Genomic DNA, 17119 nt, shown 5'->3' with positions numbered 1-17119 from the left:
CAAAAGAAAGTAACCCGCCGCTTTAGTGGCGGAAGCTCTTGGCGTTTGATCTGGATGTGGATCTGGATCTTGCTTGAACGAAACCTTGCAAGCCCGTCGCAGCGCGATCGCCCTGCAGACAGGGCGTTGCGCACGGCGGTCCAAACACGCGGCACTAAGTCGTCAAGATGCGATTAGGTAGCAACTGTAACGACATGCAGCCGGCCGCATCGGCGGCCGGCTGCATGCGAGTAATCCGGCGCATGGCCGGACGATGCGATCAGATCGGACGCGCTTCGACGATGCTCAGGCCGGATGCGGTCGGCAGGACGCGCTCCAAGGCGAAGCCCGACGCGGCGAACAGCGTCTTGAACTCGTCGGCGGTGCGTTCCTGGGCGCCGAGCAGGACCAGCATGTGCAGGTCGAGCCACTTGCCGAAGAAGGGTTCCTCGCCTTCGGGCAGCACCAGCTCGACGATCAGCAGCTTGCCGTGCGCCGGCATCGCGCGCCGGCAATTGCGCAGGATCTCGATGCTGCGCTCGTCGTCCCAATCGTGCAGCAGCAGCGACAGGATGTAGACGTCGCCGTCCGCGGGCACTTCGACGAAGAAGTCGCCGCCGACCGTGCCGCAGCGATCGCCGACGCCGGCTTCGGCCAGGCGCTTGCCGGCGGCTTCGGCCACGTGCGGTTGATCGAACAGGATGCCGCGGGCCTCGGGCTGGCTGCGCAGGATCGCCGACAGCAGCGGGCCGTAGCCGGCGCCGATGTCGATGACGGTCTTGAACGGAGAGAAGTCGTAAGCGTCGACGACGGCGTGAGCGACCTGCTTGGTGTAGCCGGCCTGGGCTTCGTTGAAGACGCGGTCGGCCTCCGGATGCTTGGCCAGATAGCCGAAGTAGCTGGTGCCGAACTCCTTTTCGAACGCGGTCTCGCCGGTCTGCACGTTGTGCAGCACGTCGGCCCAGGCGCGGTACTGCTCCTCGCCGTGCATGATCGCCTGCGGGCGCATCGAGTCCGGGGTGCCGCTGCGCAGCAACGCGGCCAGCGGAGTGATGCCGAAGATGCCCGGCTGGGTTTCGGTGAACACGCCGATGCTGGCGATGGTGCGCAGCACGCGCTTGAGCAGCGGCGCCTTGGCGCCGGTCTTCGCCGCCAGCTCTTCGATGGTCTTCGGCGCATCGGCGACCAGGTCGGCGATGCCGAGCTTGGCGGCGACGTAGAGCGATTGAGTCACCCAATAGCCGGTGATCATCTGCAGCAGGATCGACGACAAGGGTACGGCGCCGGCACGGTTATTCTCAGTCATATGCACTCCTGGAGTGGTTATGCGCAAACAAGCGCGGATGGCACTGGCGAAGGGCGAATCGCCCAGCCGGGATGGGATAGTCGATGCGACGCACGCGGAACCGCTCAGCCGTTGATTGAAACGCTGCAACAAGTCCGATGTATGACCGCCCCCCTGCGAACATCGGATTCGTTTATGAGACTTTGCGGACGCTATCAAGGCGCGGTCCGGACAACGTCGGTGCGTTGATCAAAATAAAAAACCGATAACGCTCACACTAAATCGGAAACTGCGATGAAGTGCCGTACATACCGCGCGATGAGTCTGCCCGGCGGCTGCAAATCTACATCGATCGCATCGACGTCGGTTACGTACTTTCTACGGTTAAACCCTCATTTTCCATCTGATAATTTGCCTTCACTGCTGGAAGTCGCGAGCTGTATTCGAGCGGGGAAAGACGCGGTTCGAGCAGCGGGGTTTGTGGCATTCCCATCGACACGGATGGGGCGACGGATTCGGCGCGCACTCGATATACGGCGCGTCGCAATCGGCGCCATGGCGTGCAGCGCCAGATACAGAAGCTCGCATGCAGGGATCGACGCGAACTGATCGCGTGCCGGCACTCAAACCTAGTGGGGAGATGAATCCATGTTTCGACCGTTGAGCGTAGTCAGAAACGAGGACGATTGGTCGCCGCAGACCTGGCAACAGCGTCCGGCGCAGCAGCAACCCCAGTACGCGGCGGATGGGGAACTGACCAAGGCGACCGACCGGCTGGCGCGATTGCCGCCGCTGGTGACCTCGCTGGAAGTGCTGAAGTTGAAAAGGGCGCTGGCCGAAGCGCAGGAAGGGCGCCGCTTCCTGCTGCACGGAGGCGATTGCGCCGAGAGCTTCGTCGACTGCACCAGCGAGATCATCGCCAACCGCCTCAAGGTGCTGTTGCAGATGAGCATCGTCCTGGCGCACGGCCTGAAGCAGCCGGTGATCCGGGTCGGCCGTTTCGCAGGCCAATATGCCAAGCCGCGATCCAGCGACGAGGAAACGCGCGACGGCGTGTCGCTGCCGAGCTTCCGCGGCGACATCGTCAACGGCGCCGATTTCGACGAGGCCTCTCGCCGCCCCGACCCGAACCGCATGTTCGAGGCTTATGCCCACTCGGCGCTGACCCTGAATTTTACTCGCGCCATGGTCGATGGCGGCTTCGGCGACATCCATCATCCGGAGTACTGGAAACTCGATTGGGTCGAGCACTCGCCGCGCGCCATCGAATACAAGCGGGTGGTCGAGGAAATCGCCGACTCGCTGCGCTTCATGAAAACCGTCGGCGGGCAGTTCGTCGACAGCCGCATGCATACCGGCTTCTACACCTCGCACGAAGCCTTGCTGCTGCACTACGAGGCCGCGTTGACCCGGCGCGTGCCGCAACGCGGCGGTTGGTTCAATCTGTCGACGCATTTGCCCTGGATCGGCATGCGCACCGCCGCGCTGGACGGCGCCCACGTCGAGCTGTTCCGCGGCATCGGCAACCCGATCGCGGTGAAAATCGGCCCGACCACCAAGCCCGACGAGTTGCTGCGCCTGATCGACGTGCTCAATCCCTACGAAGAACCGGGTCGTTTGACCCTGATCACGCGCATGGGCAAGAGCCGCATCGCCGATGCCTTGCCGGGCCTGCTCAAGGCGGTGCGGCAGGCCGGTCGCCGGGTGCTGTGGGTCGCCGATCCGATGCACGGCAACACCGAGAGTGTGGGCAACGGCTACAAGACCCGCCGTTTCGACAATATCCGCGGCGAGCTGGACTTGGCCTTCGATATCCACGCCGCCGAAGGCACGCGTCTGGGCGGTGTGCATCTGGAGCTGACCGGCGAGGACGTGACCGAATGCCTGGGCGGCGCACGCGACCTGGCCGAGGCCGACCTTAGCCGCGCCTACAAGACAGCGGTCGATCCACGCCTGAACTACGAACAGTCCCTGGAGCTGTCGATGCTGATCGTCTCCGCCAGCCGCGCCACGCCGTCGGCGCGGCCGATCGCGCCGCGCTTGCAGGCGATGGGCGGTTCGCTGTGAGCGCGAGGGGCGGTCGCGTCCGCGCGACCGCCCCTCGCAGCAGCTAGCACGCGCTGCCCAACCCGAACGCCGCGAACGACCGCCGTGTCTTCGCGTACCGCGCCTGCGCGCCGTCGGCGGCGGCTGCGCGCGGGCTACGAATCCCAAGCTGCGGCAGCGCTCGCTCCGCCGCGGCAACCGCCACGAAGGGTGTTACGCCCGAGACGATGGAAGCAACCATGACCGGTATTCCCAAGATCCAGCCTTATGCGATGCCGACCTCCGCCCAGCTTCCCGCCAACATCGCGAGCTGGAAGATCGATCCCGATCGCGCGGTGCTGCTGGTGCACGACATGCAACGTTATTTCCTGCGTCCGATCCCGTCCGAAGGGCTGGGCTCGGTGCTGGTCAAGAATGCCGCTTCGATCCGCAGGCGCTGCCAGGCGCTCGGCATTCCGGTGGCCTATACCGCGCAGCCGGGCGGCATGACCGCCGAAGAGCGCGGACTGCTCAAAGACTTCTGGGGCAGCGGCATGCAAGTCGACCCGGTCGACCGCAACGTGGTCGACGAGCTCAGCCCGATCGAGGGCGACTGGTCGCTGACCAAGTGGCGCTACAGCGCGTTCTGGAAGTCGAACCTGCTCAAGCGCATGCGCGAAGCCGGCCGCGACCAGCTGATCATCTGCGGCGTCTACGCCCACATCGGCGTGCTGATGACCGCGGTCGAAGCTTTCTCCAACGATATCGAAACCTTCGTGGTCGGCGACGCCGTCGCCGATTTCTCTCTGGAACGTCACCTGATGGCGCTCGAGTACGCCGCGCGCTGCTGCGCCGTCGTGGTGACCTCGGAACAGGTGGCCGCATGACTACCCCATTGCTGCGCGACATCGTCGCGGGTAATACCGGCAAAGCCGCGTTCGCGCTGCTGTTCCGTCCGCAGTCGGACGTCCAGGACATGCTGGACGTGTTCGCCGGCGAGATGGGCCAGTTCGATACGCTCGAATCGATTCCGCTGGCCGACGCGGGAACCGTCGGCGAGGAAGTGTTGGTACTGATTCCCTACGGACAATTGCGCGAGCGCGGTTTCGCGTCCGTCGACGATGGCCAGCGTCTGCAAGTCATGACGATCCATCAGCGTGAGCGCGTTTCCGTCGAAGAAGCCCTGAAGACCATCGCCGCCGCCCCGATCGAGCTGGCCGGCGGCGAGTTCGACATCGACGACGAGGCCTACGCCGACAAGGTGCGGCGGATCGTCGCCGACGAGATCGGCCGCGGCGAGGGCTCCAACTTCGTGCTCAAGCGGACTTTCATCGCCGACATCAGCGGCTATTCGCTGCGGGTCGCGCTGGCTGCGTTCCGCCGCCTGGTGCAGGAGGAAGTCGGCGCCTACTGGACCTTCATCGTCCACACCGGCGAGCGCACCTTCATCGGCGCCAGCCCGGAGCGCCAGGTCAGCCTGCGCGACGGCGTGGCGACGATGAACCCGATCAGCGGCACCTACCGCTATCCGCCATCGGGGCCGTCGTTGTCGGGCGTGATGGGTTTCCTCGCCGACGCCAAGGAGAAAGACGAGCTGTACATGGTGGTCGACGAGGAGCTGAAGATGATGGCCCACTTCTGCCCGCAAGGCGGCAAGGTGGTCGGTCCTTATCTGAAGGAGATGTCGCGGCTCGCCCACACCGAGTATTTCATCGAAGGGCGTACGACCAGCGACCCGCGCACGATTCTGCGCCACACCTTGCTCGCGCCGACCGTCACCGGCAGCCCGATCGAGAACGCCTGCCGGATCATCGCCCGTCACGAGCCGGAAGGCCGCGGTTACTACGGCGGCGTGGCCGCGCTGATCGGTCGCGACGCGAACGGCCAGGCGATGATGGACTCGGCGATCCTGATCCGCACCGCCGACATCGATGCCGGCGGGCGCATGCGCATCGGCGTCGGCGCGACCATCGTGCGCCATTCCGACCCGGCTTCGGAGGCCGCGGAAACCCGCGCCAAGGCCAAGGCCTTGCTGGCCGCGCTCGGCCACGGCCGCAAGTCCAGCTTCGGGCTCGACCCGGACGTGCAGGCGGCGCTGAAGCAGCGCAACGGCGGCATCGCCGATTTCTGGCTGTCCGATGCCGACGACCGCATTCGCATCGACCCGGCGTTGAGCGGGCGCAAGGTGTTGATGGTCGACGCCGAGGACGCGTTCACCGCGATGCTGGCGCAACAGCTCAAGTCGATCGGCCTGGACGTCACCATGTGCCGCTTCGACGAACCGGCGCTGTTCAAGGGCGACTGGGACCTGGCGGTGATGGGCCCCGGCCCGGGCGACCCGCGCAATATGGACGACCCGCGCATCGCCAGCATCCGCCGCGCGATGAGCCACCTGCTCGCCGAGAAGAAATCGTTCCTGGCGGTGTGTCTGAGCCACCAGATCCTGTGCCTGGAACTGGGTCTGGAGCTGATCCAGCGCGCCTCGCCGAACCAGGGCGTGCAGCGCGAGATCGATTTCTTCGGCAGCCCCGAATTGGTGGGCTTCTACAACACCTATGTCGCCAAGTGCGATAGCAGCCAGTTCGCCCGCGGCGACCACAGCCTGATCGAGGTCAGCCGCGATGCCGAGTCGAACGAAGTGCACGCATTGCGCGGCGCCAGCTTCGCCTCGATCCAGTTCCATGCCGAGTCCCTGCTGACCCACCGCGGCGTGGACATCATCGCTTCGAGCGTAAAGAGAGTGTTGACCACATGAAAACGACGATCAGTTGGTGGAACCTGGACAAATCGAGCCAGACCATAGAGTCGATGCGCGACTATCTGAGGGAGGAGGGCGTTGCGCCCTGGGAAGACGTGCGCGGCATGCATTCCAAGTTCTGGATCTCCGACCCGGCCAACAACCTGTGGGGCGCGGTGGTGGTGTGGGAGTCGAGCGACGCGATGAGCCAGCCGCTGCCGCCGAACCGCGCGACCGAGCTGATCGGCTATCCGCCGAGCATGCGCACGACCTTCGACATGGAGGTGTTGATCGAGAACGGCCGCGCCGGCCCCTGGCTGGTCGGCGACGCGCTGGAGGAAGAGCACGCCTGAAACATCGCTTCAAAGCGCATGGCCGGGCGTTCGGCCACCGGCGCAGCCGGGCAGCGCGCAGGGTTCGTCGGTGCAGGCGACGGACCGGTACGCGCGCCCGGCTGCGCCGGAACCGGCGCCGGCGTATCGGAGCCGGCGCCGGCTGCGCCGGCAACAAAACGAGCAATCGCCACGCCTGGCGTTCGGTGCGGGCATCGACGGCCATCGGCAGAGCGATCAGCGATGCGGACCCCGATGCGAACACGCAAGCCCCCATTCAACGGACGAACCGACATGAGTCAACTCAACCACACACAAGCCGAGGCGATGGAGATTTCCATCTTCGACGTTCCACCCGAGCTACCGATCCCGCTGCTGCGCGAATGGTTCAACCAGGCCATCGACAATCGTGTGCGCGATCCCGGCACCTTGGCCCTGGCGACCACCGGCATCGACGGCCGCGCCTCCAACCGCATGGTCCATCTGCTCGAGATCACCGGCGATTCGCTGGTGTTCACCACCCATGCGAAAAGCCAGAAAGGCCGCGAAATCGCCTTCAACGGCTGGGCCTCGGGCGTGTTGTATTGGCGCGAGACCAAGCAGCAGATCGTGTTGTCAGGCCCGATCGGGCCGCTGTCGGGCGCGGAGTCGGACCTGCTGTGGACCAAGCGGCCGCCCGAGGCCAATTCCATGTCGACCGTGTCGCGCCAGAGCGCCTTGCTGGAAGACGAGAAGGCGCTGCGTCTGCAGGCCCAGCGCCTGACCCGCTCGGCGATTCCGCTGGTGCGGCCGGAGGGCTGGCACGGCTATGCCCTGCGTCCGACCATCGTCGAGTTCTGGCAGGCCTCCGACGACCGGCTGCACAGCCGTTTGCGCTACGACGCCGCGCCGTCGGGCTGGACCCATCGCAGGCTTCAACCATAAGGATGTGCTGATCATGACGGCAGGCAAGTATGTAGTGGCCGATGTATTCACCGACCGGCCGCTGGAAGGCAACCCGGTCGCGGTGTTCACCAACGCGTTCGGCCTGGAAGCGGCGGACATGCAACGCATCGCGCGGGAGATGAATCTTTCCGAGACCACGTTCGTGTTCCCGCCCGGCGCCGACGGCGATTTCCACGTGCGCATCTTCACCCCGGTCAACGAGCTTCCGTTCGCCGGCCACCCGACGCTCGGTACCGCCATCGTGCTCGGCGAGCAATGCGATGCCGCCGGGTTCGGCCTGGAAACCGCGATGGGCACGGTGCCTTTCACCTTCCAGCGCAGCGACGACGGCAGCATCCTCACTGCGAGCATGCAGCAGCCGATTCCGGCCTGGGAACCGTACGAACTCGCCGATGTATTGCTCGAAGGCCTCGGCCTGGCCTCGTCGACCTTGCCGGTGGAGATCTACCGCAACGGGCCGCGCCATGTCTTCGTGGGTTTGCCGAGCATCCCGGCGCTGTCGGCGGTGAAACCCGACCTGCGCATCCTCGCCACCTTGCCCGACATGGCCGCGAACTGCTTCGCCGGCTCGGGCTCGCAATGGCGCATGCGCATGTTCTCGCCGGCTTACGGCGTGGCCGAGGACGCCGCGACCGGTTCGGCGGCGGGGCCGCTGGCCTTGCACCTGATCCGTCACGGCCAACTCGGTTTCGGCCAGCCGATCGAGATTTGCCAGGGCGTCGAGATGGGCCGCCGCTCGGTCATGCACGCGGTGGTCGAAGGTTCGCTGGCGCAGATCGGGCCGATCCGCGTCTCCGGCAGCGCGACCGTGGTCGCGCGCGGCGAACTTACGCGCTGGAAAGTCTGAGGCCCGGCGGCATCCGGCCGGCAAGCAGTTTGTACCGATCGACTCATGCCATACACAGAGGACGGCATCATGATTGAACATGCATTCAAGACTTCCGAGGCCAGCAGCGACGACGATCTGCGTCGCAGGCACCGGGCGGTGGTCGAGGACTATATGAGCCGCAAGGGCGAGACGCGACTGACCCGCTATCTGTTGTTCACGCCCGACGGCAGCGGCGGCCTGTGGACCAACGACACCGGCGAGCCCATCGTTTCGCGCGGCCACGAAGGCCTGAAGGCGCACGGCGCCTGGTCGCTGAAGTGCTTCCCGGATTGGGAATGGAAGAACGTGCAGATCTTCGAGACCCAGGACCCGAACCGTTTCTGGGTCGAGTGCGACGGCGAAGGGCAGATCCTGTTCCCCGGTTATCCGCCGGGCTACTACAGCAACCACTTCATCCATTCCTTCCTGCTGGAGAATGGAAAGATCAAGCAGAACCGCGAGTTCATGAACCCCTACCAGCAGATGCGCGCGCTCGGCATTCCGATTCCGGCGATCAAGCGCGAAGGCATTCCGGCTTGAGGTTGTTCGTTCCAGGGCGCCGTACGACGTAGCAACACCCAGCACCATGCAAGATCGCGGTCGCCGTGACCGGGTTGAAGAAGTGGGCAGAGGCCCGCGTGAACGGCGGCAAGGGGAGAGCGGTTATACCGGGGGACTGCTTCGGCCGTTGCTGCGAGGAGCCAACCCCCCATCCCCCAATTTTCCAAATGGGGGGCGACGGCAGCATCGTGGCCTCCAGCGAACCGGCTCGCCCCTCTCCAACGGGAGGGGCGGCCCAGGGGTCCTTGCACTGTGCGAACAAGATTTGGAGGCACACGTTATTTCGCCCCCTTTGACAAAGGGGGCAGGCGCCCACGTATATCGAGGCCGGGATAGAGCAACTGCGCCGGGGGATTTGTTTTGGCCGTTGTCGGCGAAGGCTTTGGAGGTCAAGGCGACAGCGTTTCTAGCGCCGGTTCCGCCGCCAGCACTTGCGATTTAGGCTTCAACCACAGCAGGCCTGCACCGCGCATGCCGGTGCTGGCGGTCATGCTGTCGCGATGGTTGCGGCTGCAATCGGCGGCCACCACACCGTGCGGCATCAGGCTGTGCAATTCCATCTGGGTCACGCGGTCGCCGCTGCGCTGCGCTTTCGCGTGCAGCGCCGAGGCCAAGGCCGTCGCGCGTTGCTTATCGTCGCCGGCCAAGGCGGCGACGATGTCGAGCAAGTCCAGGCGGCTGGTCAAGGGCCAGGCATCGGCGGGTATCTTGCTGCGCGCATCGGCGACTAGGCGGCGGCTGGCGGCCCAATCGCCGCGTGCGGCGGCGTTCTCGGCCAGGCCGGTCTCGGCGCTGGCGACCAACCACTGGTATTGCGCCGTGCGCATCAAGGGCAGGGCGCGTTGGTAGAGACGATCGGATTCGGCTAGGGCGCCGGTGCGCGTCAACAGCGTGGCGATCTCGATCGCCGCTTCCGAGCCCTCGGGCGAATCGCCCAGCTTCGCCAGCTCGGTTTGCGCATGTCGCAGCAGTTCTGTCGCGGCTTGCTCGTCGCCACCGAGCCATTCGGTGCGGGCACGGCCGACCAGGGGCGAGACCTGGTTGGATTGCTGCTCGGAGGCGCCGCAGCGCAACCAGTCGCTGCGCGCCGCTTGCAGATCGCCCAGCGGCAGGCGGGCCTCGGCGCGCAGGCAAGCGATGCGGGCGCGCAATTCGCCGGCGCCGCCGTCCGGCAGCTTGGCCAGCTCGCGCTCGGCACCGTCCAGCACCGCGACGGCATAGGCGTAGCGGCCGTGGATCGAGCTCAGCGCCGCTTCGAAATGCGCCAGATCGACGACCCAGCGGCCCTGCAAGCCGGCCTTGCGCAACTGGCGCAAGCGCTCGGCGGCGCTGTCGAAGCGGGCGCCGACGATGTCCTCGACGAGCAGGGCCATCGCGAGCCGGTTGCCGATCAGCACGTCGCCGGAATCGTGGGTGACCATCAAGGCTTCTTCGAGCAGTTTGCGATAACCGGGCCAGTCGCCCGCCTTGTAGTGCTGGCCGGCGGCGCGCGCGAGGATATCGATCTCGAGACGGCGGTAGCCGCCTGCGCGGGCCTGCGCCAACAAGGTCTGCATGCGCGCGGCGGAGGCCGCGTCCGGCGCGGCGGTGGCTTCGGCGAGGAAGCGCGCGAACAGCGCCCGGGTGCGGTTGCCGGCCGCTTCCAATCGCTGGGCCGCCTGCTCGTACTGGCCGACGTCGGCGCGCTCCTTATATTGCATGGTGTCGGCCACCGCGATCATCAGCAGGGCGTTGCCGTGTTCCAGTTCCCAACCGGCGCCGGCCTCGCGGGTGATGCGCTCGGCGCTGCGCGCGTATTCGCGCATGCGCTCGGGATCGCCCATCAACTGGTGGATTTCGCTGATCTGCAGCAGACGGGCGATGCGCGTACCCATCGGCTTGCGTTCCCATTCGGGCGCCGACAGCATCTTCAAGGCCTGCCGCAGCTCGCCGGTTTGCGACAGCAAATGGGCGTATTGAAGGGCGTAGTTCGACTGCGCGGGATAACGCGCGACCAGTTTCGCGAACGCCTCGCGTGCCTGCTGATGGCGCCGCGGGTCCATCGCCAGGGCTTCGGCGCGCATCGATTCCTCGACTTCGGCCGGCACCGGCTTGGTCGACTCGATGGCGATCTGCATCTGCTCGATCGCCGCGGTGGCCTGGGCCAGGCGCGATTGCGCGCGCGCCAGCTGCATTCGCGCCAGACCGAAGCGGGGGGCCTGGCGGACGACTTCGTTGGAGATCGCCGCCGCGGCGATCCAGTCGCGCCGATCGATGGCTTCGACCGCATCGGCGTAGCGGCGCGCGGCCGGCGCAGCCAGGTTCAGCGCCGGCCAGCCGTCGGCGCGGCCCGGGACGAGCTTGGCCATCACCTGCTGCGACAGCGTGTCGACCATCGCCGGCACCTGCGAGATCGGTCCGGTGACTTCAAGTCGCTGTTCCTGGCCTTCGTCGTGGAAGCGGGCCCTGATGAGTATTTGCGAGGCATCGCCGCTGGCCACGCCGGACGACAGAAAGATCACCTTCGGCGAGCTCGTCTCGCCATCGGCGGCGAGGTCGGCCTCGGTCAGCAGCGTCACTTCCGGCAGGCTGCCGAGTTTCCAACGCAACCATTCGCGCAACAGCTTCACCGGCCAGCGCGCGGCATTGGCGCGGTCTTCCACTTCGATCAGGGCCACCGTCAACGGGAGCGTGCCAGCCGACGAGGGGGGCGACTTGGAGTCGCGCAACCACAGCAGCGAGCCGGCGATGGCGACGATGGCCAGTACCGCAGCGGCCCAGGCGAGCGGACGCGCCCAACGCTTCCAGCGCGGCACCGCCGACGTACTTCGGCGTACTGCCGGTTCCGACGTGGGTTCAGGTTCGAGCGCGGCGGCCGTCGCCGCTGCGCTCGGTTCCTCGGCCAGTCGCGCTTCGAGGGCCCCGGCCGATTCGACGGTGTCGCCGGTATCGGCCGACGCTGCGACAGCCGCTGCAGGTTCGGCCGGCGCCGGCAGTTCGGCGAACCATTCGACCGGTTCGGGAGGTTCGAATACGTAACCGCCCTTGGCCACCGTGCGGATCCAGGCCTTGCGCGGTTCGCCGAGCGCCTTGCGCAGCAGCCACATGTTCTGCGAGAGGTTGGCGTCTTCGACCACCAGGCCCGGCCACAGGCGTGCGAACAGCTCGGCGCGGCCATGCAGGGTGTGCGGCTCGGCCATCAGCAGCACCAGCAAGTCGAACAGACGCTGCGGCAGCTCGACCTCGACGCTGCCGCAACAGACCCGGCGGTAGCGCAGGTCGATCACGAGGTCGCCGGTTCGCAGATAGCGCGAATCGGGGGGCCAGGGCGGCGTGCGCGTGTCTGTCATCGGTAGCCTCAGCCGCTTTACGAAGTCGATGCTGGCGGTCGATCGCCAGGCCGCAACATCCTGCCGCATGCCTATCGCTGGGGGCAGGCGTCTCCGCGAGGGAGCGCCGCCCTATTAATGTGACAGTACTACCGTTTCAGAGCACAAATGAGAAAAAAGTGATCTCTCGTCAGAGGTCAAAGGGCATCTGAGCGCACTACACCTGGGACACCGGTCTCGCAGCGTCCGCCACCGACGAAGACCGGATTCAGCGAGTCCGTCCCAGGACTCGATATTCCGATAGCTCAGAGGGGATTCTTTAGATGTCCACTGTATCGAATAACGGCATTCGCATGAACGTATTGGCCACCGCCACGGTGTTGGCCCTGTCCGCACTGGCCGCTCCGGCATTCGCCGGGCAGGCGCACCTGGGAGGCCTCAAGCAGGGGGGCGAGTACGGCCAGTTCATCGTCAAGTATCGCGATGGCAGCGCGCCGCGCACCAGTACGACCGCCTTGAGTTCCTCGCTGAGCAAGGCCGTAGCCCGGATAGAGGCGAGCCGCGCCGGCGGCAAGAAGTTCGGCCTTCAGCATTTCCGTCGTATGGCGCTCGGCGCCGACGTCGTCCGTGCCGACCGCAAGCTGGGCCGGATCGAGGCGGAGGCGCTGATGCGCCAGATCGCGGCCGACCCTAATGTGGTCTCGATCGAGCCCGACCTGCCGATGCGGTTGCTGATGCAACCGAACGATACCCGCTACAACGAGCAGTGGCATTACGCCAACAGCGCCGTCGGCGCCAACGTGGCGGCCGCCTGGGACAGCAGCAACGGCAACGGTGTGGTCGTGGCGGTGGTCGACAGCGGCATCCTGGCGCACACCGATCTGAGCGCCAATATCCTGCCCGGCTACGACATGGTCACCTCGGCGGTGGGCTACAGCGCCGCCGAGTGCGCCACGGTCGGCGCGACCGCAGGCTGCGGTCGTTCCGACGACGGCGACGGCCGCGACGCCAATGCGACCGACTCCTCGAACATCAAGCATGGTACCCACGTCGCCGGCACCATCGCCGCGCTGACCAACAACGCCGCCGGCGTCGCCGGCGTGGCTTATGGCGCGAAGGTCGTGCCGATTCGTTCGATGGGCAAGGACGGCCTGGGCGCAACCTCGGACATCGTCGACGGCATCCTCTGGGCGGCAGGCATCGCGGTTCCGGGCGTGCCGGCCAATGCGAATCCCGCCGAAGTGATCAACCTTTCGCTCGGCGGAGACCAACCCTGCAGCGAGACCCCGAGCTACCAGGACGCGATCGATCGCGCCACCGCTGCCGGCGCGATCGTGGTCGCGGCTGCAGGCAACAGCAACATCAACGTCTCCGGCGCGACCCCGGCGAGCTGCAACAACGTGGTGACCGTCGCCGCCAGCGACCTCGGCGGCAATCGCGCCTTCTACTCGAGCTACGGCGCCGGCATCGACATCACCGCGCCGGGCGGCGAGACCTGTTCGCCCTTGGCCGAATTCCTGCCGCTGGGGCAAGCGCCCAGCTGCGCCCGGAGTCATGACAACCAGGGCGTCCTGTCGACAGTCAACGGCAACGGCTACGGCTTCATGCAGGGCACCTCGATGGCGACGCCGCACGTCGCCGGCGTGGTCGCGCTGATGCAGGCCGTGGCACCGGTGCCGAAGACCACCGCGCAAGTGCTTGCGATCCTCGGCCAGACCGCTCGCCCGATCACCGCAGCCAAGTGCCCCGGCGGCTGCGGTCCCGGCCTGATCGACGCCGCGGCCGCGGTGTTGGCGGCGCAGGGCGGGGTGGGCGGCAACGTCAAGCCGGTGGCGAACTTCAGCTCCGCCGTCAACGGCCTGACCGCGACCTTCACCGACAGCTCGACCGACAGCGACGGCAACATCGTCTCGCGTAGCTGGAACTTCGGCGACGGCACTGCGGCTTCGACCGCCACCAACCCCAGCCATGCGTATGCGGCGGCCGGTACCTATAACGTCAGCCTGACCGTCACCGACAACGCCGGCGGCACCCACACCAAGACCGCCTCGGTCACGGTGACCGCGCCGGGCGGCGGCGTGCAGACCTACAGCAACACCGCCGACTACGCGATCACCGACCTCAACACGACCGAAAGCCCGATCACGGTGTCGGGTCGCAGCGGCAATGCACCGAGCAACGCGACGGTGACGGTGGCGATCGAGCACAGCTTCCGCGGCGACGTGCGCGTCGACCTGGTCGCACCGGACGGCTCGACCTATCTGCTGAAGAACTACAACACCAGCGACAGCGCCAACGACATCCGCGGTACGGTGACCCTGAACCTGTCGACCGAGACTCTGAACGGCACCTGGAAATTGCGCGCACGCGACAACTACGCCAACGACACCGGCAAGATCGACAGCTGGAGCATCAAGTTCTGATCGATACAGCTCACCGATAGTCCGTAACGACGAAACAGCCCCGGCCCCGGCCGGGGCTGTTTTGTTCTCGGCGGCATGGGCTCCGGCCCCTGCCTCGGCTTCGGTTTTGTTTGCGGTTTCGGCCATTCCCCCCTTTGAAAAAGGGGGGCAGGGGGATTGGCTCCTGTCCGCGCAAGCCCCCGTCACGCGGCCCAAGCTTCGCCCGGCCCGTGGCGGCGGCCCGCTGCGCGCGCGTCCACGGCACGGCCCAAGGCCATTCATCCGCGCAAACCCACCGTCGCACGACAAATGAGGAAAAAGAGATATCTCCTTAGAAGCCGCGCGGGACTCGATCCCACTACACCTGAGACACCGGTCTCATGGCGTCGCCCGCCGACGAAGGCCGGACATCAGCGAGTCCTCCGGGACTCGATATTCCGTTAGCTCAGAGGGGTTCCAGATGTCCACTGCAACGAACAACGGCATTCGCAAGAACGCGCTGGCCGCCGCCACGGTATTGGCCTTGTCCGCCTTGGCCGCCCCGGCCTTTGCCGGCCAGGTTCATCTGGATGGCCTGCAGGCGCCGCAAGGCTACGACGGCTTCATCGTCAAGTATCGCAACGGCTCGCTACAGCGCCGAGACACCGCCAAGGTGGCGTCCTCCCTGCGCGAGGCCGTGCGCGCCAAGATCGCCGGCCGGCTGATCGCCATGAAGCACGTGCGACGCCTGGCGGTCGGTTCCGACCTGGTGCGCGCCGAAACCAAGCTCGACCGGGTCGACGCCGAGACGCTGATGCGGCAACTGGCCGCCGACCCGAACGTCGAGTCGGTGCAGGTCAACCGCGTGTGGAACCACACGATGGAGCCGAACGACACCCGTTACGGCGAGCAGTGGCACTACTCCGGCGTCGCCGGCGCGCGCATCAACACCGCCTGGGACCGTGCGCGCGGCGCCGGCACCGTCGTCGCGGTGATCGATACCGGCATCACCCCGCACGCCGAGCTCAGTGCAGCCAACAACCTGTTGCCCGGCTACGATTTCATCACCGACCCGGTACGTTCGCGCGACAACGACGGCCGGGACAATAATCCGAACGACGAGGGCGACTGGCTGGCGCTGGATCGCGAGTGCAATGCCCTGTCGAAAGCGAAGAACTCCAGCTGGCACGGCAGTCACGTCGCCGGCACCATCGGCGCGGCGACCAACAACGCCGCCGGCGTGGCCGGCGTAGCGCACGCCGCACGCGTGGTCCCGATCCGCGTGCTCGGCCGATGCGGCGGCACCACCGTGGACATCTCCGATGCAATCATGTGGGCCGCGGGCCTGCATGTCGATGGCGTGCCGGACAACCCGAATCCCGCCGAGATCATCAACCTGAGCCTGGGAGGCCCGTCAGCGCAATGCGACCCGGCCTATCAAGCCGCGATCGACCGCGCCGCCGACGCCGGCGCCACAGTCGTGGTCGCGGCCGGCAACAGCAACATCGACGTGTCCGGCTTCACTCCGGCCAACTGCAACCGCGTGATCGCGGTGGCGGCGACCGACCGCAACGGCGACCGCGCGTTCTACTCGAACTACGGCGGAACCATCGACGTCTCCGCCCCGGGCGGCGAAATCTGCAGCCCGAATTTGCGCTTCCTCGCGCTCGGTCGGGAACCTTACTGCGACGTCAATCATCTCGAGCAGGGGGTTCTGTCGCTCGGCAATACCGGTCTGCGAGCGCAGGGCGTCGCAGACTACAAGTTCAATCACGGCACTTCGATGGCCGCCCCGCACGTCGCCGGCATCGCGGCGCTGATGCAGTCGGCCGTCGCCGCCCCGCTGACCCCGGCGCAGGTGGAACAGGCCTTGAAGGACTCCAGCCGTGCGATTGCTCTGGCCGCTTGCCCCGGCGGTTGCGGCGCCGGCCTGGTCGACGCCAACGCGGCCATCGCCGAGGCGATCCGTATCGGCGGCGCGGCCGGCGGCAATCTCAATCCGGTGGCGAATTTCAACAGCCAGGTCAACGGTTTGACGGTGACCTTCACCGATGCCTCGACCGACAACGACGGCAACATCGTCTCGCGCAGCTGGAACTTCGGCGACGGCAGCGCGCTGTCGGCCGCGACCAATCCCAGTCGCACCTATGCCGCGGCCGGCACCTACAACGTCAGCCTGACCGTTACCGACAACGCCGGGGCTACCCACACCAAGACCGCTTCGGTCACGGTGGCCGCGCCTGCCGGCGTGCAGACCTACACCAACGACACCGACTTCGCGATCAAGGACGTCGCCACGCTGGAAAGCCCGGTCACGGTCGCCGGCCGCGCCGGCAAGGCGCCGAGCAATGCGACGGTGACGGTGGCGATCGACCACAGCTACCGCGGCGACCTGCGCATCGACCTGGTCGCGCCGGACGGTACGACTTACCTGGTGAAGAGCTATAACACCAGCGACAGCGCCGACGACGTCAGGCTCTCGCAGGCGCTGAATCTGTCGACCGAGGACTTGAACGGCACCTGGAAGCTGCGCGTGCGCGACAATTACGCCAGCGACACCGGTACGCTCGAAAGCTGGAGCATCAGGTTCTGATCGAGGTTTAGCCATCGTCAGCCCGTTAAAACGAACAGCCCCGGCTTTGGCCGGGGCTGTTTTTGCTTGTATTCGCGTTCCGGACAAGGCTGCAGGGTGTGCCCG

General features: G+C 66.4%; 11 protein-coding genes. 9 read left to right on the top strand and 2 right to left on the bottom strand.

Annotated features, from left to right (window positions below; all coding sequences use genetic code 11):
• Positions 1-259 precede the first annotated feature (259 nt).
• Complete coding sequence (locus EX88_RS0103310; RefSeq protein ID WP_051884369.1) at positions 260-1285, bottom strand: methyltransferase; 1026 nt, start codon at positions 1283-1285, stop codon at positions 260-262.
• Between the two features lie 627 nt (positions 1286-1912).
• Here EX88_RS0103310 and EX88_RS0103305 point away from each other — a divergent pair.
• The 7 genes from EX88_RS0103305 to EX88_RS0103270 all read left to right on the top strand — a co-directional run bounded on the left by EX88_RS0103305 (position 1913) and on the right by EX88_RS0103270 (position 8711).
• The gene (locus EX88_RS0103305; protein ID WP_031370583.1) at positions 1913-3331 is read left to right on the top strand and encodes a class II 3-deoxy-7-phosphoheptulonate synthase; all 1419 of its coding nucleotides are present in this window, start codon (positions 1913-1915) and stop codon (positions 3329-3331) included.
• Between the two features lie 218 nt (positions 3332-3549).
• On the top strand, positions 3550-4176 hold the full coding sequence (locus EX88_RS0103295; protein WP_031370582.1) for an isochorismatase family protein: 627 nt from the start codon (positions 3550-3552) through the stop codon (positions 4174-4176).
• Positions 4173-6044, top strand: a complete 1872-nt coding sequence (locus EX88_RS0103290) for an anthranilate synthase family protein (RefSeq protein ID WP_031370581.1) — start codon at positions 4173-4175, stop codon at positions 6042-6044. Before EX88_RS0103295 ends, EX88_RS0103290 begins: the two co-directional genes overlap by 4 nt.
• Positions 6041-6379: a hypothetical protein gene (locus EX88_RS0103285; protein ID WP_036147925.1), complete on the top strand. Its 339-nt coding sequence runs from the start codon at positions 6041-6043 to the stop codon at positions 6377-6379. Before EX88_RS0103290 ends, EX88_RS0103285 begins: the two co-directional genes overlap by 4 nt.
• A gap of 273 nt (positions 6380-6652) precedes the next feature.
• Positions 6653-7282 (top strand): pyridoxal 5'-phosphate synthase, encoded by a 630-nt coding sequence (locus EX88_RS0103280; RefSeq protein WP_031370579.1) that lies wholly within the window; start codon positions 6653-6655, stop codon positions 7280-7282.
• A gap of 13 nt (positions 7283-7295) precedes the next feature.
• Positions 7296-8150: a PhzF family phenazine biosynthesis protein gene (locus tag EX88_RS0103275; RefSeq protein WP_031370578.1), complete on the top strand. Its 855-nt coding sequence runs from the start codon at positions 7296-7298 to the stop codon at positions 8148-8150.
• A 69-nt stretch (positions 8151-8219) separates the two neighbouring features.
• Complete coding sequence (locus EX88_RS0103270; protein WP_031370577.1) at positions 8220-8711, top strand: PhzA/PhzB family protein; 492 nt, start codon at positions 8220-8222, stop codon at positions 8709-8711.
• Positions 8712-9121: 410 nt separating this feature from the next.
• On the opposite strand, the gene EX88_RS0103265 is transcribed toward EX88_RS0103270, so the two are convergent.
• The gene (locus EX88_RS0103265; protein ID WP_031370576.1) at positions 9122-12061 is read right to left on the bottom strand and encodes a winged helix-turn-helix domain-containing protein; all 2940 of its coding nucleotides are present in this window, start codon (positions 12059-12061) and stop codon (positions 9122-9124) included.
• 302 nt (positions 12062-12363) lie between these two features.
• Here EX88_RS0103265 and EX88_RS23435 point away from each other — a divergent pair, with 302 nt between their 5' ends.
• Both EX88_RS23435 and EX88_RS0103255 read left to right on the top strand, forming a co-directional pair.
• The gene (locus EX88_RS23435; protein WP_152566075.1) at positions 12364-14463 is read left to right on the top strand and encodes a S8 family serine peptidase; all 2100 of its coding nucleotides are present in this window, start codon (positions 12364-12366) and stop codon (positions 14461-14463) included.
• 439 nt (positions 14464-14902) lie between these two features.
• A complete protein-coding gene (locus EX88_RS0103255; protein ID WP_051884367.1) occupies positions 14903-17014 on the top strand; it encodes a S8 family serine peptidase in 2112 nt (703 codons plus the stop codon).
• Positions 17015-17119 lie beyond the last annotated feature (105 nt).

This window comes from Lysobacter antibioticus, assembly GCF_000731095.1.
In the GTDB taxonomy this organism is placed as follows: Bacteria; Pseudomonadota; Gammaproteobacteria; order Xanthomonadales; family Xanthomonadaceae; genus Lysobacter; species Lysobacter antibioticus_B.
This window is presented reverse-complemented; position numbering and strand designations above follow the sequence as displayed.

What these genes read in the sequence shown, in the direction of transcription:
- EX88_RS0103310 (WP_051884369.1), bottom strand. Translation starts at nt 1,285, where the DNA reads ATGACTGAGAATAACCGTGCCGGCGCCGTACCCTTGTCGTCGATCCTG.
- EX88_RS0103305 (WP_031370583.1), top strand. Translation starts at nt 1,913, where the DNA reads ATGTTTCGACCGTTGAGCGTAGTCAGAAACGAGGACGATTGGTCGCCG.
- EX88_RS0103295 (WP_031370582.1), top strand. Translation starts at nt 3,550, where the DNA reads ATGACCGGTATTCCCAAGATCCAGCCTTATGCGATGCCGACCTCCGCC.
- EX88_RS0103290 (WP_031370581.1), top strand. Translation starts at nt 4,173, where the DNA reads ATGACTACCCCATTGCTGCGCGACATCGTCGCGGGTAATACCGGCAAA.
- EX88_RS0103285 (WP_036147925.1), top strand. Translation starts at nt 6,041, where the DNA reads ATGAAAACGACGATCAGTTGGTGGAACCTGGACAAATCGAGCCAGACC.
- EX88_RS0103280 (WP_031370579.1), top strand. Translation starts at nt 6,653, where the DNA reads ATGAGTCAACTCAACCACACACAAGCCGAGGCGATGGAGATTTCCATC.
- EX88_RS0103275 (WP_031370578.1), top strand. Translation starts at nt 7,296, where the DNA reads ATGACGGCAGGCAAGTATGTAGTGGCCGATGTATTCACCGACCGGCCG.
- EX88_RS0103270 (WP_031370577.1), top strand. Translation starts at nt 8,220, where the DNA reads ATGATTGAACATGCATTCAAGACTTCCGAGGCCAGCAGCGACGACGAT.
- EX88_RS0103265 (WP_031370576.1), bottom strand. Translation starts at nt 12,061, where the DNA reads ATGACAGACACGCGCACGCCGCCCTGGCCCCCCGATTCGCGCTATCTG.
- EX88_RS23435 (WP_152566075.1), top strand. Translation starts at nt 12,364, where the DNA reads ATGTCCACTGTATCGAATAACGGCATTCGCATGAACGTATTGGCCACC.
- EX88_RS0103255 (WP_051884367.1), top strand. Translation starts at nt 14,903, where the DNA reads ATGTCCACTGCAACGAACAACGGCATTCGCAAGAACGCGCTGGCCGCC.